Genomic DNA, 23,154 nt, shown 5'->3' with positions numbered 1-23,154 from the left:
ACAAGGAACTTAATTTGGGTGGCTGTAAGGGCGCGCATTATATAGAGCTTCTTATGACTGCACAAGCTTTATTCAACGAATATCCTTTGTTTGAGTAATCCTCTGTAACCCTTGCCTGCTAATCCAGATTTGCCATTACCGGGTAGAAAACACTTAATGTTATCCCCACTCCCATTGTGAACTATGAAATTTTCAACCGAGGAGGTGTTATGAGTCGGGTATTTTTTATTGGTGCTACCGGCGGTGTGGGTCATCGTCTTCTGCCGCAACTGATTGCCCAGGGGCACGAGGTAACAGCATTACACCGCAAGCCTGAACAGGCTGATTGTCTAAAACAGCAAGGTGCGAAACCGGTTGAAGGCGATATGATGAGCCTTACCCGCGACGACTATAAAGCGCTGTTACAAGACCAGGAGATTATTGTTTTTTCCGCCGGCGCTGCGGGCAGCGGTAAGGAGAGAACCAGCAAAATCGACGGCGAGACCCCGGCACTGCTGGCCGAACTGGCCGAGGAAATGGGTATTCAACGTTTTTATTTAGTCTCGGCCTTTCCAGAGGCCGGGCGCACTAAAGGGCTTGGCGAAGGGTTTGAGCATTACATGCAGGTGAAGAAAGCAGCCGACGCCCGCCTGGTAAAATCATCGCTGGATTGGGTTATCCTGCGCCCGGGCACGCTGCTTGATGAAGACGGTGATGATAAGGTGAGTCTCGACTATGCCCTCCCCTACGGTTCGGTAAAACGGGGTAACGTAGCCAATACCCTGGCGGCACTCATTGCTAAACCCACCCTCCGCCGGCAGATCATCGAGCTTACCGATGGCGATGAGCTCTTAAGCGAAGCAATAGAGCGCCTGATTACTGCCGTTTAGCCTTACTCAATGTCGGTAGTGACACCACCTTTGAGCAGAGAGAGATTTTTCAGCAATAAAGGTATAAGACCCAGAGCGGCAGTTGCCAGGCTCAATAGCGTATTCAGGGAGCTGCCGCTGGAATAAACAAAAATCACCAGCAGTACCAGCAACAATACAAAAACAGGGATGCGTAATACGCTCCAGGCGCCACTATTTGCATTGTCGAGCCAATGGCCAATCACCGCTTCGTTCTCGGCCGTGAGTATAAATTGCCTGAAGCTTTCGTTAACAATGTGCCAGCCTTTATCACGGAACAGATATCCCCGCCGCACCAGCCGTTCAATAATAACAGCATTAGCGGGGTTAATGCTGGCTCCATTCGCCAGCGTCCATAAGATTAGCTTCTCCTGGCGCGTACACTCTTCCCACTTGCGCCGGTAAAGAGCGCCAGCGTGTTCAAGCATAAACTCGATGACCTGTTCTGGCACCCAGTAATCGCCTCTCTGAGCTTCGTTGATGTTATCGCCAGCCATCTCTTTAAAGCACCAGGTTTGCTGGTCGAGCGCAGTGGCTAAATGATGAATTTCCGGCCAGGCCTGACATTCAGATGTGATAAGTAAATTCACATCAAAGGGGTTACTCAGGCGCTGCTTTTGGACGGGAGACCAGGCATAACGCTTGGTCATTTCTGAAAATAGCTTACTCCAGCCACTTTTTTCATCGCTGGAAAGGGTCTTTTCAGACGCTTCATTGTCATAGGCGCCTGGATTGAGTAAGCGATAAAGCGGAGCGGTTTCCGCTACCATCACCAGCGTCACGCCTGCTTGATTATGCAGCGCGTATAGAAAGCCCAGCGCCTGCTGGCGTAAGGCATCGTCGCCACTGACCTGCTCTACCGCTGATATGGCCACCACCAGTTGCCTAGGCGATACACTGTTTACGGCCTGCTCAATTTCGGCCAGTAAGTAATCCCCCCCATCACTGCCCCTCAGGCATTCTGGCAGGCGGAATACCCGGTTTTGAAATAAGTTGTCAGTTTGTTGGTTCAGGGCTTTCTCTGCCTGAAGCCGCGTCGCATTCAGGATTAGATACGACTGACCAGTTGGCCGTGCTACCCCGCCTGCAATATCCGGGAAACACCCCGTAGCGCCAGTTAGCTCAGCACAGTCCGGCTGCACCCGGTATTGATCCTGTAAATGCTCCCCCATCAATCGCTGGACAAGTACTTGCCTCACCGCCCAATAAATACCAAAAGGCAATCCTAAGAACATAATGAGCGCTATTAGCGGCCCACTCCCCTCCCTGACAGCAGCCAGCATAAGCAAATCGGCGCGGTAACCTAAATCGTTACCATGCATCGCTTCGCTGGCGCCGGTAAGGTCTTGTTTCGCCGCAAAGGTTAAATGGCTGACAAACTCGGTCTGGCTCGGCGTAATGCTAAACATTTGATTAAAGAAGCTATCAGGTCTTGCCGGAGCGTGGTCAGGAGATCGGTTTATCATCACCCATTTATTACACAGCAAATCACAATCGGCGATTGAAGAGGTTTGTATGACGTCAGGATAAAAACTACTGGTTAACTCCGGTAACCGGTATCCGGCAGCCATACCACAGGGAAACGAAGTGTCTGACGGTGCACAGGGCCGGGCGTTAAGAAAGCTTAGATAATCTTCATAGCCAAATTGGTGGGTCAGCATGCTCTGCCTGATATGACTGGCTTCAAAGCTCGCCTGGCGTTGAAGTAAATAGTCATGGGCTGTAAAAGCAACTAACGAAGATGGCACCACTGCGGCCAGATAAAATAATCCACTCAGATACCACACGTAACCTGACGTATAACGGCGCTGCTCTGCTGACCTGTTATTGCGCGGACGTTGCTCCGCTATCGGTTGTCTGCCCCATATTCGAAACGCTTCTACCGCCGCGGCAATGATGACTAACCCGGCCACCGCAAATAGTTGGTTCACCGCAAGCAGTTCGCGCTGTACTCCCGACTGATTAATGACATCAATCATAAATAACAACGCGGTAATCAGCACAAAGCCTGTCATCGGGCGTTTCCACAAACTATAGTGAGCCGCATTTACCCGAAACCTGTTCGCCAGAAACACACCAATGAGTGCGCAACAGCCGGCCCACATCACCATACGACTGGTAAACGGCAGAATCACTCCGGTCTGATACTGAATGCCAAGCCCGGTAGCAAACAAAATAAGCGCATAGGTTTTATAACGCGTGACATGTGCAGTATCGAAGTAGCCCACTTCCTGCCAGAAACGTTGCAATATGCCATAACGCAGTACAATAAATGCCGGGATCACTACCAGCATAAATAGCAGGACCGCCAGAAAAACCAGGATCATGTTATTGGTTTGCAATGCTTCCGGGTTAAAAAACACAGCCAGTCGCCAGGGCACGCTGTTCACCGCTGCTGCGCCGGAGCCATTAGCTTTCATCGGGCCAATAAGCACCGTATGCGGGCTGCCTTTATAGTCCAGCTCTATTAACGTAGGTGAAAGCAACTGATTGTGCTCAGAGGCGACTAACAGCTCCGGGTTACGGTTGGTTTCGGTGAAGAAGTTTTCAATCAGGCTGAGTGAGTCATCACTGTGAAACAACACGTTGCCGTCTTCATCTATCACTGCAAAGCCAAAGTTATTAGGCATAACCCGATCAACCAGACTACCCAACCGGGTGCCGGCTATAATTAACTTTGGCTCAGCATTAGCACTTTGCTGGAGTGGCTTCTGGAAACCTTTTTTCTGGTAACTAGAGAAAGTCTGGGCCAGCCGGAACTGGCTGTACGCTTCTACACTATAAGGCGCCGGTTCATCATCAAACCTACCTGCTGCAAACGGGATCGACAACATGGCATTTTTACGGCCATCTTCAATATTAAACACCCTCTGGATAAAAAACTGCGACATCCTGCCATCCTCTGAGTGGGACAACTGCCAGAACTGACCAGCCAAACCGGCTTTCACATAGTTTCGCTTAGCCAGGTTGATGGTTTGCTCGAAAACCAGATGCTCCGAGCTATACAGCACTGGATAATCGGTACTCACCGTGCCAGTTGCATCGATTACCGCCACCGTTTCAACAATTCGCTTGTGCGCGAGCGCGCCTGGTGAGGGATGACTCTCAGCAGTCAGGGTTCCCTGACAAATTTGATTATCATACACGCCAGACTCGCCACTGGCGGGACGATGGCGTTTACACTTTTCATCCGTCGCCTGTTCCACAATGTTGAGCACAGTGCTCACTTCCTCCACAAAGTCATGACTGATTTCGCGATGCATCAAATGCAGCTGCTGAGCTTTTACCTCTTCAAAATAATTAAAGAACAACTCCTGAATTAACCCTATGGTGACAAGACCCATGGCTATCGTCATACCAAGCATTATCTGGCTTTTGTCGCCCCTGGCGATGGCATGGGTGGTACTGATATAGCGCAGTTTAATAAGCGGAGTAATAGCGATTAAAAACAGCAGGCCTAAAATCAGCCACATGAGCAGCGTGGGAGACAGCTTCAGTTTCTGTTGGTTGATGGCGCTTTTTTCTATCACCCCAACCAAATACAGCTCCTGACCAGCCACCGTTAAGGCGGTTTCCATTATCGGGTGCACGTACACTCTGAAGTCAATATCGCTCACCTGCGTATCTATAAAGTTTGTTCCCTCAATCACCATATTGGGCGAGGCAGCCTCATCTGCAGCTGACTCTGCGGGTGGGTGTAAATGGGTGATGCGTTTGATCAGCAGTTCGGTTTCGTCACTTAACTGCGATGCATGATTAACCACTGAGAGCACCTTGCCACTTTCATCAACCAGCGCGACGGTCTGAAAACGTGCCACCCGCTGGCCTAAAGAGTCACTGACTTTACCCGACAAATGAAGTTTAAAATAAGCGCTCATAGCATTCGGCGCTTTACAGGCTTTGTAACTAACAAAATTTGCCTGGTCGAACGGCTCAAACGACAATATATAGGAGGATGACGGCGGTAAGGAAACCCTGACTTTTTCTTCCACCCGCATGGCGGCCAGGTCGTCTGAAACCGAGAGTTTTTCGATGGCTGTTTTCAACACATCCTGGTTAACATCACACTGCTGCTGGTCATTGTCATCGGCAAGAATATACTGAGACGTGACTTTCACCTTGTCGAAACTGCGGTGGAGCGTGCCTTCTATTTGCTTGAGTTCGCGAAATAGCAACGTGTTGAGGGTGTCCTCGTTACTATCCATTTTGAAATAATAAATAACGCCGGAAATGATTGTGCCCAGAGCCAGCACCAGCGCGATAAACAGAAGCTTGGAGAGGTTGCGTTTGAATGGCGTCATAAGCGTCCGGCTTATATAACGTTACACCCAATCGCTAGCGAACTGCAGTAACCATCAAACGTTATAATTTAGTGATATTGATTGTACATTATTTAGCCAGAGCATAGCGCCGGCGGCATTTTTGATCAACCAAAACTATGCGATTAACCAACGCTATCAGGCACTGGCCAGCCCCAGTTTCACGGCAAAATACACAAACAGGCCACCAGCCGCTTTGTTTAGCCAAAAGCTTAAGCGGCCTATACCCGACAGCCGCTTTCGCAACCACACGGTGCCGATTACGAGGAGCAGGCACCAGGACGTGCCGGTGAGGGTAAAGATTCCTCCCAGCGCCAGGAACATCTGCGTTTTGTCGGCCACTTCAGCGGGAATAAACTGCGGCACAAAGGCCAGGAAAAAAAGCGCTACCTTGGGGTTTAACACATTGGTGAAAAAGCCGCCGGCAAATATCCGTTGCAGGCTTGTGGTACGGGCTAGTTCAATGCTCTGGCCATCATCGGGCGGGGTTTGTTGTTTTGCGATTAGCATGGAAAAGCCGAGGTACAGCAGATAAGCACAACCCGCCACCTTTACCACTGTAAAAGCCCAGGCTGAGGTAGCAAGTAAGGCGCTTAACCCCAGCGCAGCAGCCACAATATGCACACTCACACCCGCCATGATCCCCAGTAATGCTACCACTCCGGCGCGAGCACCCTGGGTAGCGCTGCGGGCAATGATGTATAACGAATCCGGCCCGGGCAGAATGTTTAGTAACAGGCAGGCGAAGATAAACGGGATAACATTGATAACGTCAAACATGATGCACTCTGGCCTAACAGTAATAAGAGTAACTTACTCCAGCCACACCAACATGGCAATCCCGGCAACCGCCAGAGCAGACCAGACCGCGACGTTACGATTTACTCTGTCACCCAGCAACCAGCCAATACCCAGGGAAAGTAGCACGCTGGCTGCCAGCAGTGTTTGTGCAACGGCGGCTTTGGTATAACTAAAAGCCAGCATTTGTAAGGTCAGCGCCATAAAGGTGCCGATAAACACCGCCAGGATAAACAGCCGCCAGGTTTTACCTTTATCTGTTGTGGTTGGCAGCCAGCGCTGTCTGGTAAACACCATCAGCAAACAGACAATCAGCAGGCCACCGAGCAGCCGGATAAGACTGGCATTGAAGGCATCAATCTCAAAGGAAGTCAGCACATCGCGGCTGATAACCGCGCCGGCGGCCTGGCAAAGTGCCGCCAGCGCTGCATAAACATACCCCGTTGGCGAAAATAAAGTTAACGCCGCACGCCTGTGAATTTTTACAATTACGTCCACTGAGATGATCACCAGCGCCACCGCCAGCCACTGCTGCCAGCTTAACCACTCACCAATCCATGCCATGGCCAGTAGTGCGGTTAATACCGGTGCCAGAGTTTCTGCAATCAGGATAGACTGCGCATCACCGATTTTATTCAGCGCCTGAAAGAAAAAAGTATCACCGAGACCAATACCGATTACTCCGCTAAGCAGCAACCAGCCCCACACCGCGGTTGGCAGTTGGCCAGGTGGCGTTAAAAGCTGCGATACGCTAAGGAGTAAACCAACGGAAACAACACCTTTCCAAAAGTTAAGCGACAAAGGGCTAAAAAACTTGCCTAGTGTCTGAAACAGACGAGCTGATACTGCCCAGCAAAGTGCCGCCGACAGCGCGGCAAATTCACCCATCATTTGTTGTACCCAGTAACTAAACGCAAAAAAATACCCGGCGAGGCCGGGTATATATTAACGCTATTTTGACAGCTTAGAGTTCGCGGAGCCAGATATTCCTGAAGCTCACCAGATTGTCGTGATCCTGTAACTGGATAGGGGCACAGCCATGGGCTTTGTACTTAGGCGCGCCAATCCATTCGGTGGTGCCCTGGATTTCCACATGGTTCTGTACCACTACACCATTATGAATAACCGTAACATAGCCAGGCGATTCCAACGCTTCACCGTCGAACTTTGGCGCGGTAAAAATAATGTCGTATTCCTGCCACTCACTGGGCGGACGGGTGGCATTCACCAATGGAATGGTTTGCTTGTAAACCGATGCAGCCTGTCCGTTAGGATAGGTTTTGTTCTGATAAGAATCGAGTACCTGAATCTCATAACGTTCCTGGAAGAATACGCCACTGTTGTTGCGTTTCTGCCCGTCCATATCTTCCTCTGGCTGTGGTGCACGCCATTCAACGTGCAGCTGCACATCACAGAAAGATTGCTTGGTACGGATGTTACCCGTGCCAGGCTTCACAGTGACTGTGTCACCACCTAATGTCCAGGCCGCTTCACCGCCTTTGACCGATTCCCAGGCGGAAAGATCGGTACCGTCAAACAGCACAACCGCATCAGACGGCGCTTTGCCTACCGGCGTTTCTACCGCTTCGGGAACGGGCTCCCAGACTTCCGTTTTTTGTGCCTGTTGCCAGGGCTCCAGATTTTCCTGTGGGGCAGCACAGGGCCAGCCCCCGAGCAACCGGTAAATCTAACCCAGTAAGACTGTAATCAGTCAATGAAAGGGAGAAAATAAATGTCGAAAAATCATAAATCAGGTTCAGCCACGCAGCCTATGTCATCGGCCCCTCTTAGCCGCCGTCGCTTTATGCAGATGTCGGCCACCGGGGTTAGTGCATTATTGGGTGCCACAGCCTGTGGCGGTGCCTCAAGTGTTACCACTGTAGCCAAAGAAAACCGCGTTGGTCTGCAACTTTACACGCTGCGCAGCATGATGGAAAAAAGCGTGACTGACACCTTAAAACTGGTTGCTAGCGTAGGCTACAAAGAGCTGGAATTTGCCGGTTTCTACGACAACGCCCCTAAAGACGTTAAAGCGTTAATGGACGAACTGGGTTTAACCGCTCCGTCCTCTCACGTATTACTTAAATTTATGTCTACCGACGCTGACGTCGAAAAACAGATCGAAATCGCTAAGACCATGGGCCACAAATACGTGGTGGTGCCATACATTTTCCCTGAAGATCGCAGTACTGATATTGCCGGTTATCAGCGTCTTGCCGAGCGTTTAAACAAACTTGGCGAAACCTTTAAGGCCAATGGTATTCAGCTCGCCTACCACAACCATGATTTTGAGTTTGAGAACATGAATGGCCAGGTGCCATACGACGTGCTGCTGGATGAGTGTGATGCAGATCTGCTTGCCATGGAACTGGACTTATACTGGACAGTGAAAGCGGGCCTGAACCCGGTAGATTATTTCAAGCGCAACCCGGGCCGCTTTAAGCTCTGGCACGTAAAAGACATGGATGCCCAGGGCGAATTTGCCGACGTAGGTAAAGGCACGATTAACTTTGATGATATTTTTGCACACGGTGAGTTATCGGGTATTGAGCATAAATTTGTTGAGCGTGATAAAACTGATGATATGGTCGAAACTATCAAGCAAGGCTACCTTACGGTCAGTCGTCTGAACGATAAGTACTAAGCTTGTTAGCAACCGTAAAAAAAGGGGCCAGGGCCCCTTTTTTGTTGTTAGCATTTACGCCTTAAGGTACTCACGGATCACGTAATGCAGAATGCCGCCGTGCTCGTAATACGTAAATTCATTGGCAGTATCGATACGCACCGTTAAATCTGCCGTCAGAGTGCTGCCATCAACCTTTGTAACGGTCATCTGCGTGCTTTTCTGACCGCGTTCCACCGGCTCAATAGAGAACTGTTCATTGCCCTCGATACCTAAGGATTCGGCACTGTCACCTTCACTAAACTGCAGCGGCAAAATACCCATCCCAATCAGGTTGGAACGGTGAATACGCTCAAAGCTTTCGGCAATCACTGCCTTCACGCCCATCAACGACGGCCCCTTGGCTGCCCAGTCACGGCTGGAACCAGTACCGTACTCCTTACCGCCAATTACAATGGCCGGCACTTTTTCCTCCTTATACCGCATGGCAGCGTGATAAATAGACATCGCATCACCACTTGGGAAGTGCGTGGTAGCACTGCCACTGGTGCCCGGCGCTAACTGGTTTTTAAGACGCACATTAGCAAAGGTACCGCGCATCATCACTTCATGGTTACCCCGGCGTGAGCCGTAGGAGTTAAAGTGCTCAGGCGTTACCCCTAATTCCTGCAGGTATTCTCCAGCCGGGCTGTCCGGCGCAATGGCGCCTGCCGGTGAAATATGGTCGGTAGTGATGGAATCCCCCACCTTTACCAAGCAGCGTGCGTCTTTAATGGCGCCAATCGGGTCCGGCGTGGTCGACATGGTCTCAAAAAACGGCGGATGCTCAATGTAGGTCGAATCCGGCCAGTCGTACACCGAGGTATCAGACACTTCAAGCTCGTTCCAGACACCGCTGCCTTTAAACACATCGGCATATTTTGCCTTAAACAATTCGCCGGACACATTGTCTTTAATGTATTGCTGAACCTCTTCTGGCGTTGGCCACAGATCTTTAAGATATACATCACTGCCCTGCTGATCTTTACCAATTGGGCTATTTGCGATATCCATTTTCATGTTACCTGCCAGTGCGTAAGCAACTACCAGCGGTGGTGAGGCAAGATAGTTAGCCGCCACATCCGGGTGAATACGCCCTTCAAAGTTGCGGTTGCCGGACAGTACCGAGGTCACCGACAGTTTGGCTTTACGAATGGCGGTTTCAATAGCGTCCGGCAATGGCCCTGAGTTACCGATACAGGTAGTACAACCATAACCAACAAGATTAAAACCAAGCTGTTCCAGGTAAGGCATCAGGCCCGCATCTTCCAGGTACTGAGTTACTACCTGAGAGCCCGGTGCCAGTGAAGTTTTCACCCAGGGTTTGCGGGTAAGACCAAGTTCGACCGCCTTTTTAGCCACCAGACCGGCCGCCATCAGTACTGATGGATTTGAAGTATTAGTACAACTGGTGATAGCCGCGATCACTACTGCGCCATCTTCCAGGTTAAAGGCGCTATCACCAAGTTTCACATAAGAAGCGTGATCTTCATCGACCACCGGCGCATCACCGCCTTCGGCAACAAAATCAGCCTCTTCGGTAACGTCAGCAACATCGATTTGCTGCGATAACCATTCATCGTATGCAGCGGCGGCGTTATCCAGCGCTATGCGATCCTGCGGACGTTTTGGCCCGGCCACTGATGGAACCACCTCACCCAGATCCAGTTCGAGGGTTTCATGATATTGCGCATCTCTGCTGTTGTCGTCGTGCCATAAACCGGTTTGTTTAGCATATGCCTCCACCAGTTCAATTTGCTGTGCATCACGGCCGGTCAGTCGCAGGTAATCCAGCGCAACTTCATCCAGCGGGAAAATACCACAGGTGGCACCATATTCAGGAGCCATATTGGCGATAGTCGCGCGGTCCGCCGTAGTCAGTGAGCTGAGACCCGGACCATAAAATTCGACAAATTTACCCACCACGCCATGGTTACGCAGTTGCTCAGTAATGGTAAGCACCATATCGGTGGCCGTTACGCCGGCGGGCAATTGCCCGGTTAATCTGAAGCCCACTACGCGGGGCAGTAACATTGTAACCGGCTGGCCCAGCATCGCCGCTTCCGCTTCAATACCCCCAACACCCCAGCCTAGAACGCCCAGGCCGTTAATCATGGTGGTGTGCGAATCGGTGCCTACCAGCGTATCGGGGTACACCAGGGTTTCATCGCCTTGTTCTTTGGCAAATACGCACCGTGCCAGGTACTCAAGGTTAACCTGGTGCACGATCCCGCGGCCCGGTGGCACCACCTTAAAATTATTGAAAGACGACTGTCCCCATTTTAAAAACTGATAGCGTTCTTTGTTACGCTCTACCTCGATGGCAGTGTTTTTTTCAAGCGCGTCTTCCTCGGCGAAGTGATCCACCATCACCGAGTGGTCAATTACCAACTCAACCGGATTGAGCGGATTGATCGCCTGCGCATCGCCGCCTAAACGGTTTATCGCATCGCGCATGGCGGCTAAATCAACAATGGCAGGCACGCCGGTAAAGTCCTGAAGGATCACCCTTGCCGGTACAAAAGAAATTTCATGATCGTCGCCGTCGCTGGTATCCCATCTGGCGATGGTTTCTATGTCGGAATCGCTGACAAAATCGGTGTGCTCGTGCCTCAGCAGGTTTTCGAGTAAAATTTTGACGCAAAAGGGTAGTCTTGCCAGATCGTACTGTTCGGAAAGCTTGTCAAAATTGATCGCAGAATAGGAATGGTCATTCACCTTGAGCGGCGAATAGGTTTGATATTTCATGTTTTACGCTTCCTTTTTCATTGCTGTGATTACTTGCCTCTAACCGTTCATGCATTTTCCTAACCAGCCAATAACCTGATTAAATTCTTACACTTACACATTTAACAGCATTGCGTCTGAACGACTTTATGAAATATATACGTACCCGGGTATGTAATAAGTTCAAAGCTTTATTCCAACGCCTATTCTGCAGCAATAAATTAACAATAATTTAATAAAACAGATGCACATTGCGTTTCCCTTATGTATGCTTAAATCTTAATCAAGCCGCTACGGCCTGTGTTTAAGACTTTTCTGCCAATAACGGGAATATTGGTCATGTCTCCCAGTGGAGTAATAAATGCATCCTTTAGTTAATAAACTTGGTCTGGAACCTCACCCGGAGGGCGGCTATTATCGTCAAATCTACCGCTCTGCAGCCGAGGTCAGTTCGCCTAAGCACGGTTTGCCCCGTCCTGCTGTTACGCATATTTACTTTTTGCTGTTAAAAGGTCAGGTGAGCCGCTTTCACAGAGTCCTGCACGATGAAATCTGGAATCACTATGATGGCGCGCCACTCACGTTGTATCAGTTACACCAGCAACAGCTACACGAAAAACGCATTGGCGGACCTGAGGATGATTTGGCGACTGTTGTGCCAGGGGGTCATTATCAGGCTGCCACGACTACCGGAGATTACTCTCTGGTAGGTTGTTCGGTGGCACCGGGCTTTGATTTTGCTGATTTTAGCTTTATTGATGAGCCCTGTTTAAAGCAGTGGATTGAGCTGGCACATCCGCACCTGAGTAAATTTATCTAGTCCTTCAGCCCGTTAATTAATAAAGAACAGCTGATGCAGGTTGGCGGTTTTAAGTAACCGGCGGGCATGGGCATCAGCACCGGTAATTTGAATAACAGTCTGGTTTTCAGCCAGTTGCTTTTGCAGCCCTACCAGCGCTCCTAACCCCGATGAATCAATAAACTCAACCTGTGAGAAGTCTATTTTAAGCGTTTTGTTTCGCAGTGCACTCAGGGGCAGTTTTTGCATTGCAGAAAAGACCGACAGAGCGTTCAACCCCGTCCAGACTGGCGGCAGAACAAGGGTGTCAGGCGCCACAATCTTACCGCTGAAACAATAGCGACAGGATGATGAAGCGTTATTAACATCGGCATGGCGCAGGTAGCAGCCGCCGCAATGCTGAGTACTACTTACTTCTCGCAGCGGTTGATTTGCCATTTTCTCCTTCTGATTCATCAGCCCATCCATTTTATCTGTCAACGCTATCAATCATAAACCTTACAATTACCAGCCATGTATAACTTAAAAGTAGTAGAAAATAGAAAATCTGCGCAAAGTTTCCTACGCTTACAGTCGAGCCTGTTGATTGGGTTGATCATTTAATTGGCGATACAGGGAATTTTATACAGGACGGTGTTCGCGCCTACCGTGAAACTAGTTTTACCGATGTCATCAGAAAGCCGGTAGAACGTCTGACGCTGCTTGAACAACTGACCGGATACTCGAGCCACGCTCCTGAGGTGAAGCCCGGCGAAGAAGGAATGACAGGCCCATACCCTCCATGCCAGGCACACCACGACTCATCACTAACATCCATTTGAACGTTTATCTTTAAGCAGACGTGTCAGGATTGGATAGGCACTGATTAGGCCAATAAACACCGCGGCTGAGTTCTCTTGACCTTTCATAAGCCAACTGCTCATCAGCATCGCGGCAGCAAATATCAGTGCGACAATTACATGGCTGTTACTGTTACATGTCAGTTTATACATACATTTCTCCGCTGGTTAATAATCATTCATCCTGGAATATGTCTTCGATGGTTAAGCCAAACAATCGTGATGCCTTAAACGCCAGCGGCAAACTCGGATCAAATTTACCTTTTTCGATAGCATTGATAGTTTGTCGGGACACATCCAGACGCTCGGCCAAATCGGCCTGGGTCCAGTCTCGCTCTGCTCTGAGCACTTTTAGTCGGTTTTTCATTGATACTTCTTCACTCCCTTAACCATGGCAACCAGATAGGTCAACGCAATGAAAACAGCAAGGTGTGAAATTTCCGCATGGAATGGCAATACCCCGGTCTGGCTCAGCGCAGAATAGGCAAACCCTCCTACCAAACCGGCACCTAACGCCAGGGCCATTGCTTCCAGCTGAACTTTCTGCTCCAGTTCATCCAGTCCGGCGAGCAATTTTTTGTTGGCCATCATCATGGCTACACCGGCAATAATATTGAGCACGACCATTACTGTGGTCACCAGAGCCGCACCATCCCATAAGTAGCGGTGGCCAAAATATACCAGCGCTAATGACACCAGCCATACCAGTGTGTAACCGGCCAGTCGGCGGTGATTCCGCTGATTACGTTGCCGGCGGCTAAGTTTCTGAGAGTCGCTCATATCAATAAAACCTTCCATTAAGTAAAGCTAACTTTACTTAATGTAGTTTAAAAAAAGACAAATGTAAACAACACTTGTCTTTTTCTGCTCAAATAAACAGCGTAACCAGTGCAGACTATGAGAGTTGATGTGCTTTCTTTGCCTCTTCAATAGGGCGAGTCGACTGATAAATCGCCTCACGCTCTTCGGCGCTGATGCGATCGCTGTAACGTTTAGGCTTAGCAAAGTAATACCCTTGCAGATAATCCGCTCCCAGCTCGGTAAGCATTTCAGCCTCGGAATGTGTTTCAATACCCTCGGCAATCACTTCGGTACGATTTTTACGGGCTATCTGAATCAGGTGCTTCACGATATTTTGTTTATAAACGTTTTCGTCAATGCCACTGATTAGCTCCATATCAATTTTCACGTAGTCCGGCCTTAGCTGCTCCAGCAGGTTTAACCCCGACCAGCCTGAGCCAATGTCATCGAGCGCCACACCAAACCCTGAGCTGCGATAGAACGACAAAATGCCCTTTAAGTGGTTCATATCATTTGCCCGATGGGTTTCAACAATCTCAAACACCACATCCGCGGGCTTTAAGCCCAGCTCGCTGATAGCAGAAGCCGTGGCACGCAAGCAGTAAGCCGGATCATAAATACTTGAGGGGTTAAAGTTAATGAACACCTTGCCCTTCAGCTTGGCCCTCGAGAAATACTCAACCGCCGAGCGCCGGGCAGTGAGATCCAGCGCAAACAACAGGTTACTTTTCTCAGCCAAAGAGAAAGCGAAGCCAGGCGGAATGATAGACTCGTTGGCATCAAAGATACGAAACAATGACTCATGGGCAAAGATCGACGGGTCTGCCACATCGCTGCCGGCCCTGACGATAGGTTGAAACCAGCTTTCGTAAGCATGCTTGTCCATGGCTTCAGACAGCCACTGAGCCTGATAGCGGCGGGTAAGCACCTCAGCCGTAGTCATTCGGCTTATCGCTTCAATGCTAAGCTGTGATGGCTGGGCGGAAGTTGTTACCTTGGTACCGCCAAATTCAGGCCCATCGAGACAGCCATTGAGTTGATTAAGAAAACTTCCTGCCTGGCTCTTTTCCACCTGCACCCGCAAACACCGGTGCTCCACACTTTCCAGCGGATACTTCGCATACTCAGCCATTTTAGTGACTTTATCGATGGCTTCGCTGGTCGGTAAAAACAACCAAAAGTACGTACTGGAATAAAAATACTCGTCAATCGACTCACACTCTGCACACCACATAAACTGCCTCATTTCTTAATTCTGATATGAGTACCGCAAAAGTGCCCCTACGGTTCACTTCGGAGCCGGGGTTTGCCTTCCTGAATGAGCAGGTGAGCCGTTTGGTCTACACAAACTGCCTTATTAACGCGCTTTGTTCTTCAACTTTATCCATCAATGAGGCATTGAGCGCCTTGGCTTGTGAACTCACTTCGCCACTTTGTGATGCCAGCGCCATGATATTGTTGATACTGCCAGTGACTTCGGTGGCAACTGCCGACTGCTGCTCAATAGCCGCGGCGATACTGCGGTTAAGATTGGCCAGCCGACTCACCTCATTTTGAATCGTCATCAGGCTCAACCCGCAGCTTTCAGCCAGCCCCACGCACTCCAGGGAAGAGTTAAGGGCCTGTTGCATTCCATGGCGGGCACTGTCTGAATGGGCAGAAAGCGCTTCAAGCACCTGCTTAATGGAATCTGTGGCCTGCTGCGTACGGGTTGCCAATTCTCTGACTTCAGTCGCCACCACCACAAAACCATTACCTGACTCACCACTGTGCGCAGCCTCTATGGCGGCATTCACCGCCAGCAGATTGGTTTGCTCGGCAATCCCCTCTATGACTATCAGGGCCTTACTGATATCCGCCACACTTTTGCTCATGCCAGCAACCTGTTGATCGGCAAGCTGCAGGTGGCGATTAAGACTCTGAATATTCTGAATCGTTGCCTCGACATTGCCTTTGCCGAAAAAGGTGCTGGCCTCAGACTCATTGGCCACTTCGGCGGCCCCGTTAACGTTACCCGATATTTCACCGATGGTCTGCGACAGTTGCTCCATTGCCGCAACAACCTGGCTGACTTCAACGATCTGATGCTGTAAGTGCAAACTGACTTCATCACTGCACTGCAGGCTGCTGGCGGAATTTTCACAAACGTTAAGTGAAGCATCATTCACCCGGCCAACCACCGCTTTTAACTGTGCCTGCTGCATTTCAAGCGCCAGATTAATGGCCGCCAGACTATCCCGGTGACCCGAGTAAAGAAAGCTCATCAGTGGATTATCAAAAATCCTGCGGGACTTTTCAGTCAGTGCTTGCAGGCGGGCGGACCAGCGCATGAAAACGCCTAACATTACCACCGCCAGCAGACCTACAATCAGATTCACGTAGAGAGAAAGCTCGCTATTAAAGACAGACAAAAAGCTTATTCCGGCCAGTGCTATCAGTCCCCATTTAAACTGAGGAAGCGAATCGGAGTGATGCGACAATTGCCGCTTATCCTTATTGTTGCTCATTTGCTGATATGTCTGTTCGGCTCTTTTTATCACCTCCGGATCCGGCCTGGTTCGCACCGACTGATATTCGCAAATGTTGCCTGAGCTATCGCGAATGGGCGTAACAAAGGCATTAACCCAGTAGTAATCGCCATTACGACAGCGGTTTTTAACCGGTCCCATCCATGACTGACCGGCGCGGATGGTTTGCCACATGTTGGCAAATGCCTGCGCTGGCATATCCGGGTGACGAACCAGATTATGGGGCTGACCATACATGTCGTCTGTAGTGAATCCGGCGATACGACAAAAGTCGCTGTTCGCATAAGTTATCCGGCTATCCATGTCCGTTGTGGAAAGCAACACATCCGTGTCATTTAAGGGGACTTCCGAAGGGGGGAATTTACTGTGCATGGGATTATCTGTGACCTCTCAACAACTACCTGCTTATCTCACCACAAAGGAGCCCCTAAGCACTCTTATCCCTTTGGCTATGAATGAAATAACATAGATATGGATCGACAATTCACAATGCCTACTTTCCCCTTTGCCATTTGCCTGAATAGGAGTATCAGGCAAGAGAAACCGCCTTTTGTGGCTGTCAGGGGCAGCAATGGTCTGTGATAATGATTAGGTACCATGGCAATACCTGACCCGGCAGCAGCAAAGAGAAGACTCAAAATGAAAAGCGTTATAACAGTATTACTGATTATCGCGGCCACCCTAATTCTCGGTGGTTGTATGGTACTCAACCTTGCCCGGTTTGGCGCGGCGCCGGATGCTCAACAGCAGAAGGCATATTCTGGGTCGGCAAACTACCGTGCCGAGGAACAAGCTTTTCATAATCAGGTAACCACTCCGGTACTCAAAGAAGGCGTCAGCATGTGGTCGGTGATGTGGGGTAACCTGACCTCCTCCGCCGAGAATCTTGCTCCGCAAGGTGCGGTACCGGTAAACAAAGTAGACTTTAAAAGCCTGCCCCGCGAGGAAAATCTGCTCGTCTGGCTTGGCCACTCAGGCTTTTATCTGCAACTTAACGGCCAGCGCATTCTGGTAGATCCGGTTTTCAGTGACTACGCTTCCCCGTTTTCGTTTATGGTTAAAGCGTTTAAGGGAACGACCCTCTTTACAGTGGAGGATTTACCAGAGATTGATGTACTACTGATCTCCCATGACCACTATGACCACCTCGACTACAACACCGCCGTAGCGCTGAAAAACAAGGTAAAAAAGGTGTTTGTTCCGCTGGGGATCGGCGCCCATTTTTCTCACTGGGACTACACACCAGAGCAGCTGCACGAAGCAGACTGGTATGATAGCCTCGATTTAGGCAATGATGTACAAATTCATCTGGTCCCGGCCAGACACTACTCAGGACGTAGCCTGACCCGCAATCAAACTTTGTGGGGCGGGTTTGTTATTACCAGCCCGCAATCGCGACTCCTTCTGGGCGGCGATTCAGGATACGGCCCGCACTTTAAAGCCATTGGCGAACGCTTCGGAGGCTTCGATCTGGTGGCTCTTGATACCGGGCAATATGATCCGCGCTGGCCCTATATTCACATGACCGCCAGTGAGTCAAAGCAGGCTGCGATAGACGTTAAAGCCAGGGCACTGCTGCCCATTCACATTGGTCGCTTCGCATTGGCGCGTCATCCATGGAAAGAGCCCTTCGAAGAAATTCGGGCTCTCAGCAAAGAGGCCCCCTACGAGCTGCACACGCCGTTGATTGGCCAGCTCATAAACCTGGCATCGCCGCCTGCCAGCAAGCCATGGTGGCAGAGCGTTGACTAACACCTAAACTGGTCAGGCATAGAGCAGCGCGGTAGGGGCATAATCCGTAAGGATCCTAAACCAGAACAGAGCCTGCTGCACCAGCATCATTATCCAGTATAAAAAATCAGCCATGCCCGACTCCTTTACTGACGTTAATTGAAAATTGTATAGCGTTAGCCATTTATCCTCCCGTTCGGTTTAGGCCACTATGACGAATAATGAGGCGCTCAGCGTGGCACTTACCGTTCGAATATGATTAAACAATTGCCAGCGACTAAGATAATGCCGCCAGGTTGTGGGTATTTCGATATCTTTGGCCTGTTCCAACTGCTTGTTTAACGGCACATTGAACAATGCCGTCACGCCGAACATGCCGACAAGATAAATAGCGCCGGCGAACATAATCAAAGCGGACAGACCACTCACCAGCAAAACCAGACATAACAAACTGGATGCCCAGAACAGCGGCATGAACAGCGACCGCAAAATATCCCGATTAATTTGCTGCATAACCCTGGCGCCCTGTTCATCACCAAGGCGTTGCAGAGAGGGCATTACCACCACAGAAAAAGCAAAGTAAATCCCCGCCATCAGCGCACAGACTATGGCGGCGAGCATGGTCAGATAAAAGATCACTGGCCGGTTCCTTCTTCAATAGGTGATAGCTGGCTGGCGGTCACATCAGCCGAACTTGCTGCAAAAGCGCGCTTTGCATAGTCACTAAAAGAGACCGGAGCCCTGCCCAGCAATTTTTCCAGCGTATCGGTTGTGTGACTGTTACGGCCATCGAGCACCTCACTGAACAGGTGCCCCATGAGCCACACCATCTCGTGGTCAAAGCCTGCCGACGTTAATGAGTCCACCATGGCGTCGACGCTTAGATCAACGAATGTCAGTGGCAGGCCGGTTATTGTGCTTATCTGCTCTATACAATGTTTAAATGTCAGTAACTGCGGCCCGGTTAACTCATACAGCCCGGCGGGAATGTCCGGGTCGGTAAAACAGCGTACCGCCGCGGCAGCGATATCGTCGACATCGATAAAAGGCTCAGGCATGTCGCTGCGTGGCAAAGCCACCTCGCCAGCCTCTATCATGCTGCGGATAAATCCTTCACTGAAATTCTGATAAAACCAGCTGGCGCGAAGAATGTGATAATGCAGGCCACTGCCAGCAACTACCTGCTCAGCATCTTCGGCACCTTTTTCGCCCCGCCCGGAGAGTAATACCATATGGCTTACACCGGCTTGTCGGGCAGCTACCACTAGGCGAGCAATGTCATCGGCAGCACGCTCAATCGCCAGATCTGGCTGGTAAGTAATATATACACCGTCAAAGCCACTGAGTAGGCGTTGCCAGTTTTGTGTGCTGTCGTGCCAGTTAAAAGACGGCGTGGTAGTTCTCGATGCCCCGCAGACTTGTTCACCTTTTTGGCGCAACTGTTTAACCACCCGGCGGCCGGTTTTACCCGAGCCTCCAAGGACCAGAAAACGTTTGGGGGAATTCACTAACTTTGTCATCTGAGCTCCTGCTACGGCTTTACCATTTATGCAGCGCTTATAGTATGAACAGAGCCCTTAAGCGGACATAGCCAGGGGTCCACAATACCTTACCGTTCGTCCAGCGATGGCCAGATTAGACTTAAGCTACCAATCAATCGTATAGTTAACCGGCAGATTGCAAGGACCCAGCAGAGACGCGCACCCATGACTGACCCGATAAGCTCACCGGACTTCCCGGCCAATAACGACCCTTTTGGTCCGTTCATTGAGCAATTGAAACCGCAAAATAGCCTTTACTGTTTTTCAACCCTTGCCGCCCCCTGGGGGTTAGCCTTACCCGCCATGCCGGGACGTCTGATGCTACATGTGGTAATGAGCGGCAACTGTCTGATCACCACCGAAACATCACAATTAGTCCTATCTGCCGGTGCACTGGTGTTAATCCCTCATGGCAAAGGTCACAGTCTCAAATCTGCCGATAACGTCAGGGATGTGCCGTTTTTTGATTCCGGAGTAAAGCAGCTTTCGCCTAACCTTGAGGTACTGGATATTCCGGGTTCGGGTGAAACCACAAAGCTTATATGCGGTGTGGTGTCTTTTGATCCGCTGATTGGCCATTACCTGCTTGATCAGTTACCCGAAGTGATTTGCCTGGCGGCTGATGATTATCAGGATCTGGCCTGGCTGACATCCACCCTTGAGTTAATCAAACGCGAGGCCACAGACCTCGCCGCTGGCAGTGAGACCATCATTACGCGGCTGGCCGAAATCATGTTAATTCAGTTGGTCAGGTACTGGCTAAACAACGATCCACTGGCAAATGAAGGCTGGTTTGCGGCCATGCGTGATAGCCGAATCGGCGCCGCGCTAAAAGCCATACATCAGCAGCAAGAAGAAAAATGGACGGTAGATAGTCTTGCCGCCATTGCCTGCATGTCCCGCTCTGCCTTTGCGGCACGATTTACCGAACTGGTGGGTACCAGTGCCAAAAACTATCTCACCGAATGGCGCTTAACCCTGGCCTATTACCAGCTTAAAAGCGTTAAAGTCCCGCTTATTGAACTCGCCCTGAATTGTGGCTACGAGTCTGAAGCCGCCTTTTCCAGAGCGTTCAAACGGGTCATAGGCATCTCTCCCAGCCAGGTAGAGCGAAGCACAGCCATATAAATCCGAGCCTCTCCAGCATCACAATCAATATTAGACCAAATAGTACACCCCTCCACCTTAAAGCCATTCATTTAAGGACATACCTACAAATTCAATAGTAGACAGAAAAGTATATTTATCGAAAAAACAATCGCTTCTCAAATTTAAGCGATTTTTCTTACTCCTGGCCATTGCATAAAGTAGACAGATCTGTGTATTTTAAATAACACGAATTGAACGGTCGCTCAAAATCGCCTCAGGTTTATTCACAGTTCCTATTTGGAGAAATGTTATGTCAGTGTCAGGTTTACATGTACCCGCTTCTATCAATGATGCTCCGGCTGCTTCGCAAACCCCGTTACAGGGTGTACTTAAGCAACTCGGCAGTGTACCTAATTTATTTCGTATGATTGCCAACAGTCCGGCCGCTCTTAACGGCTACCTTGAAATGTCTCAGTCACTGGGCAAAGGCGTATTGCCGGCCTCCGTCCGCGAAGCTATTGCGCTACTGGTTGCACAGCTCAACGAGTGTGATTATTGCCTATCCGCGCACGCTTTTCTGGCCGCGAATCTGGTGAAGGTGGAAGACAGTGAAATTACTGCCAACCGCAAAGGACTGTCCCGGGATCGGCAAACTCAGGCGATATTGCAGTTTACCGGCGAAGTGGTTTCACAGCGGGGAAAGGTCAGCCATGACAGCCTGGCCAGAATTCGTGAAGCCGGTTTGAATGACGCCGAAATTGTAGAGGTAGTGCAACATGTTGCGCTGAATATCTTTACTAATTATCTCAATAATGCCGGCCGTGCAGAGGTTGATTTTCCTCTGGTTCACCCTGTGTAAGCGAGGACCAGCACATGAACAGCACCGAACAACCTCGCCCGCCACTGCCGCCATTTACGCTGGCAACAGCAACAGAAAAAGTGCGACTCGCCGAAGATGGCTGGAACAGCCGTGATCCGGTAAAAGTTGCCCAGGCCTATAGTATCGACACCCAATGGCGTAACCGTGCTGAGTTTATTCACGGTCGCGATCAGGCTGCTCAGTTTCTGGCACGCAAATGGGACAAAGAACTTGAGTACAGATTGATCAAAGAACTATGGGCATTTACTGAAAACCGCATTGCAGTGCGTTATGCCTATGAATGGCGTGATGATTCGTCTAACTGGTTCCGCTCTTACGGCAATGAAAACTGGGAGTTCAACAACCAGGGCTTGATGGTTAACCGCCACGCCTCATTGAATGATCTGCCGATCACGTCGCAAGAGCGTTTATTTAAATGGCCACTGGGACGACGTCCCGATGACCATCCGGGTTTGTCTCAACTGGGCCTCTAGCCCCCTGTTGCGGGGCACCACTGCCCCGCTTTTTTTAATTTTAATCGTTATAGCAAGCGTTGTAAGTATGGCATTCAACATAGTTTGGCGCTCAAAAAACAACGTTTTCTATACAGAACTGTTTACTTTTTAAGATAACGGCTGTCACGCTGTGATTCGTTACTGTCTCCCAGCGCTGAGGTTATCTCAACACACCTGTAAACCGGTAAAGAGAGATATCACATGGACAATTTAAGCGGCATTCTTAATCAACATTCATTTGCGACTACCATTAATCACAGCGGCCAGCTTAGCGGCATTAAGCACTTTGGCCAGCATGGCCAGTTACATCTGCTTGAGTCGGGCACCGTGCGGCTAAACCGACCGGGACAGCGCGAAATCCTGATGGATCGCCCTTCAGTCGTTTTGCTGCCCAAAGGCGCCTCACATTATCTGGAATCGATTGGTGATAAACCCGCCAGACTGATCAGTGCCAGCGTTACCTTCTCCATCGCCAGCTCGTCACTGCTGATCAACGCGTTACCGGATATTGTATATCTGCAGGTTTCACCTGAGTGTTCTTTGTCCTGCACAGTGCAGTGGTTATTTAACGAAGTCTTTGAGCAGCGGTTTGGTAAAGACATCATGATCAATAAGCTCGGTGAAATTTTTATGTTGCAGGTACTGCGTCATGCCACCGAACAAGGCAGTTTGCACCAGGGTGCTATTGCCGCTCTTAATCATCCGCAAATGCGCAAAGTCATCGAAGTTATCCATAACCAACCGGGTCATCACTGGACGCTCAATGAGCTTGCAAGTATTGCCGCGATGTCCCGGTCTAAGTTTGCTGAGAGTTTTAAAACCCTGGTGGGGCAAACACCCAACGACTACATCACCGATCTGCGTCTGGCCGTTGCCCAACAGCTGTTAAAGCACAACAAGCCGGTAAATTTTGTCGCCGGAGAAGTGGGCTACGAGCACGGCTCGGCGCTGGTCAGGATTTTTAAGAAAAAGCTGGGGGTATCGCCACGCCAGTGGTTACAACAAAGTCGCGGTAATCAGGCGTCAGTAGTGGGGGCCATGGTATAGCCGCCTGTCGAA

General features: G+C 50.1%; 21 protein-coding genes. 8 read left to right on the top strand and 13 right to left on the bottom strand.

Translation table 11 applies throughout. From position 1 onward, the window contains the following. The first annotated feature begins 209 nt into the window (after window positions 1-209). Complete coding sequence (locus AC566Q_RS03590; protein ID WP_499613791.1) at window positions 210-869, top strand: SDR family oxidoreductase; 660 nt, start codon at window positions 210-212, stop codon at window positions 867-869. A 2-nt stretch (window positions 870-871) separates the two neighbouring features. Here AC566Q_RS03590 and AC566Q_RS03585 read toward each other — a convergent pair whose 3' ends face one another. The 4 genes from AC566Q_RS03585 to AC566Q_RS03570 form a co-directional block, all read right to left on the bottom strand. Next, window positions 872-5,188, bottom strand: coding sequence for a hypothetical protein (locus tag AC566Q_RS03585; RefSeq protein WP_499613790.1), 4,317 nt, complete (start codon window positions 5,186-5,188; stop codon window positions 872-874). 156 nt (window positions 5,189-5,344) lie between these two features. Beyond that, complete coding sequence (locus AC566Q_RS03580; RefSeq protein ID WP_105934612.1) at window positions 5,345-5,986, bottom strand: LysE family translocator; 642 nt, start codon at window positions 5,984-5,986, stop codon at window positions 5,345-5,347. Window positions 5,987-6,019: 33 nt separating this feature from the next. Next, a complete protein-coding gene (locus AC566Q_RS03575; protein WP_338065258.1) occupies window positions 6,020-6,895 on the bottom strand; it encodes a solute carrier family 35 transporter in 876 nt (291 codons plus the stop codon). 73 nt (window positions 6,896-6,968) lie between these two features. Next, a complete protein-coding gene (locus tag AC566Q_RS03570; protein ID WP_499613788.1) occupies window positions 6,969-7,682 on the bottom strand; it encodes a 3-keto-disaccharide hydrolase in 714 nt (237 codons plus the stop codon). A 54-nt stretch (window positions 7,683-7,736) separates the two neighbouring features. Here AC566Q_RS03570 and AC566Q_RS03565 point away from each other — a divergent pair, with 54 nt between their 5' ends. Beyond that, on the top strand, window positions 7,737-8,648 hold the full coding sequence (locus tag AC566Q_RS03565; protein WP_499613786.1) for a sugar phosphate isomerase/epimerase family protein: 912 nt from the start codon (window positions 7,737-7,739) through the stop codon (window positions 8,646-8,648). Between the two features lie 54 nt (window positions 8,649-8,702). Here AC566Q_RS03565 and acnA read toward each other — a convergent pair whose 3' ends face one another. Further along, window positions 8,703-11,414 carry an aconitate hydratase AcnA gene (gene acnA / locus AC566Q_RS03560; protein WP_499613783.1) on the bottom strand — a complete coding sequence of 904 codons (2,712 nt, stop codon included), beginning with the start codon at window positions 11,412-11,414 and terminating at the stop codon, window positions 8,703-8,705. Between the two features lie 340 nt (window positions 11,415-11,754). On the opposite strand from acnA, the gene AC566Q_RS03555 reads away from it, so the two are divergent. Next, a complete protein-coding gene (locus AC566Q_RS03555; protein ID WP_499613781.1) occupies window positions 11,755-12,213 on the top strand; it encodes a cupin domain-containing protein in 459 nt (152 codons plus the stop codon). A gap of 12 nt (window positions 12,214-12,225) precedes the next feature. Here AC566Q_RS03555 and AC566Q_RS03550 read toward each other — a convergent pair whose 3' ends face one another. The 6 genes from AC566Q_RS03550 to AC566Q_RS03525 form a co-directional block, all read right to left on the bottom strand. Next, window positions 12,226-12,630 carry an STAS domain-containing protein gene (locus AC566Q_RS03550; RefSeq protein ID WP_499613778.1) on the bottom strand — a complete coding sequence of 135 codons (405 nt, stop codon included), beginning with the start codon at window positions 12,628-12,630 and terminating at the stop codon, window positions 12,226-12,228. Window positions 12,631-12,998: 368 nt separating this feature from the next. Further along, window positions 12,999-13,184: a hypothetical protein gene (locus AC566Q_RS03545; RefSeq protein WP_499613775.1), complete on the bottom strand. Its 186-nt coding sequence runs from the start codon at window positions 13,182-13,184 to the stop codon at window positions 12,999-13,001. Window positions 13,185-13,206: 22 nt separating this feature from the next. Next, window positions 13,207-13,398 carry a helix-turn-helix transcriptional regulator gene (locus AC566Q_RS03540; protein WP_499613773.1) on the bottom strand — a complete coding sequence of 64 codons (192 nt, stop codon included), beginning with the start codon at window positions 13,396-13,398 and terminating at the stop codon, window positions 13,207-13,209. Next, complete coding sequence (locus AC566Q_RS03535; RefSeq protein WP_499613770.1) at window positions 13,395-13,811, bottom strand: hypothetical protein; 417 nt, start codon at window positions 13,809-13,811, stop codon at window positions 13,395-13,397. The genes AC566Q_RS03540 and AC566Q_RS03535 overlap by 4 nt, the downstream gene beginning before the upstream one ends. 115 nt (window positions 13,812-13,926) lie before the next feature. After that, a complete protein-coding gene (locus AC566Q_RS03530; RefSeq protein WP_499613768.1) occupies window positions 13,927-15,078 on the bottom strand; it encodes an EAL domain-containing protein in 1,152 nt (383 codons plus the stop codon). Between the two features lie 94 nt (window positions 15,079-15,172). Continuing rightward, entirely contained in the window at window positions 15,173-16,732 is a 1,560-nt protein-coding gene (locus tag AC566Q_RS03525; protein ID WP_499613765.1) for a methyl-accepting chemotaxis protein, read from the bottom strand. Window positions 16,733-16,999: 267 nt separating this feature from the next. On the opposite strand from AC566Q_RS03525, the gene AC566Q_RS03520 reads away from it, so the two are divergent. After that, a complete protein-coding gene (locus AC566Q_RS03520; protein ID WP_499613762.1) occupies window positions 17,000-18,112 on the top strand; it encodes an MBL fold metallo-hydrolase in 1,113 nt (370 codons plus the stop codon). Between the two features lie 180 nt (window positions 18,113-18,292). On the opposite strand, the gene AC566Q_RS03515 is transcribed toward AC566Q_RS03520, so the two are convergent. Next, window positions 18,293-18,730 (bottom strand): anthrone oxygenase family protein, encoded by a 438-nt coding sequence (locus AC566Q_RS03515; RefSeq protein WP_499613759.1) that lies wholly within the window; start codon window positions 18,728-18,730, stop codon window positions 18,293-18,295. Further along, complete coding sequence (locus AC566Q_RS03510) at window positions 18,727-19,611, bottom strand: SDR family oxidoreductase (RefSeq protein WP_499613756.1); 885 nt, start codon at window positions 19,609-19,611, stop codon at window positions 18,727-18,729. Before AC566Q_RS03510 ends, AC566Q_RS03515 begins: the two co-directional genes overlap by 4 nt. 186 nt (window positions 19,612-19,797) lie before the next feature. Here AC566Q_RS03510 and AC566Q_RS03505 point away from each other — a divergent pair, with 186 nt between their 5' ends. The 4 genes from AC566Q_RS03505 (at window position 19,798) to AC566Q_RS03490 (ending at window position 23,142) form a co-directional block, all read left to right on the top strand. Further along, window positions 19,798-20,760, top strand: coding sequence for an AraC family transcriptional regulator (locus AC566Q_RS03505; protein ID WP_499613753.1), 963 nt, complete (start codon window positions 19,798-19,800; stop codon window positions 20,758-20,760). 271 nt (window positions 20,761-21,031) lie between these two features. Continuing rightward, window positions 21,032-21,580, top strand: a complete 549-nt coding sequence (locus AC566Q_RS03500) for a carboxymuconolactone decarboxylase family protein (RefSeq protein ID WP_499613750.1) — start codon at window positions 21,032-21,034, stop codon at window positions 21,578-21,580. A gap of 14 nt (window positions 21,581-21,594) precedes the next feature. Beyond that, window positions 21,595-22,074 (top strand): nuclear transport factor 2 family protein, encoded by a 480-nt coding sequence (locus AC566Q_RS03495; protein ID WP_499613748.1) that lies wholly within the window; start codon window positions 21,595-21,597, stop codon window positions 22,072-22,074. 222 nt (window positions 22,075-22,296) lie between these two features. Further along, a complete protein-coding gene (locus AC566Q_RS03490; protein WP_499613746.1) occupies window positions 22,297-23,142 on the top strand; it encodes a helix-turn-helix domain-containing protein in 846 nt (281 codons plus the stop codon). Window positions 23,143-23,154: the final 12 nt, after the last annotated feature.

It is taken from the genome of Alteromonas sp. H02 (assembly GCF_059682525.1).
The sequence above is the reverse complement of the archived record's forward strand: the minus strand, read 5'-3'. Positions and strand labels throughout refer to the sequence as shown.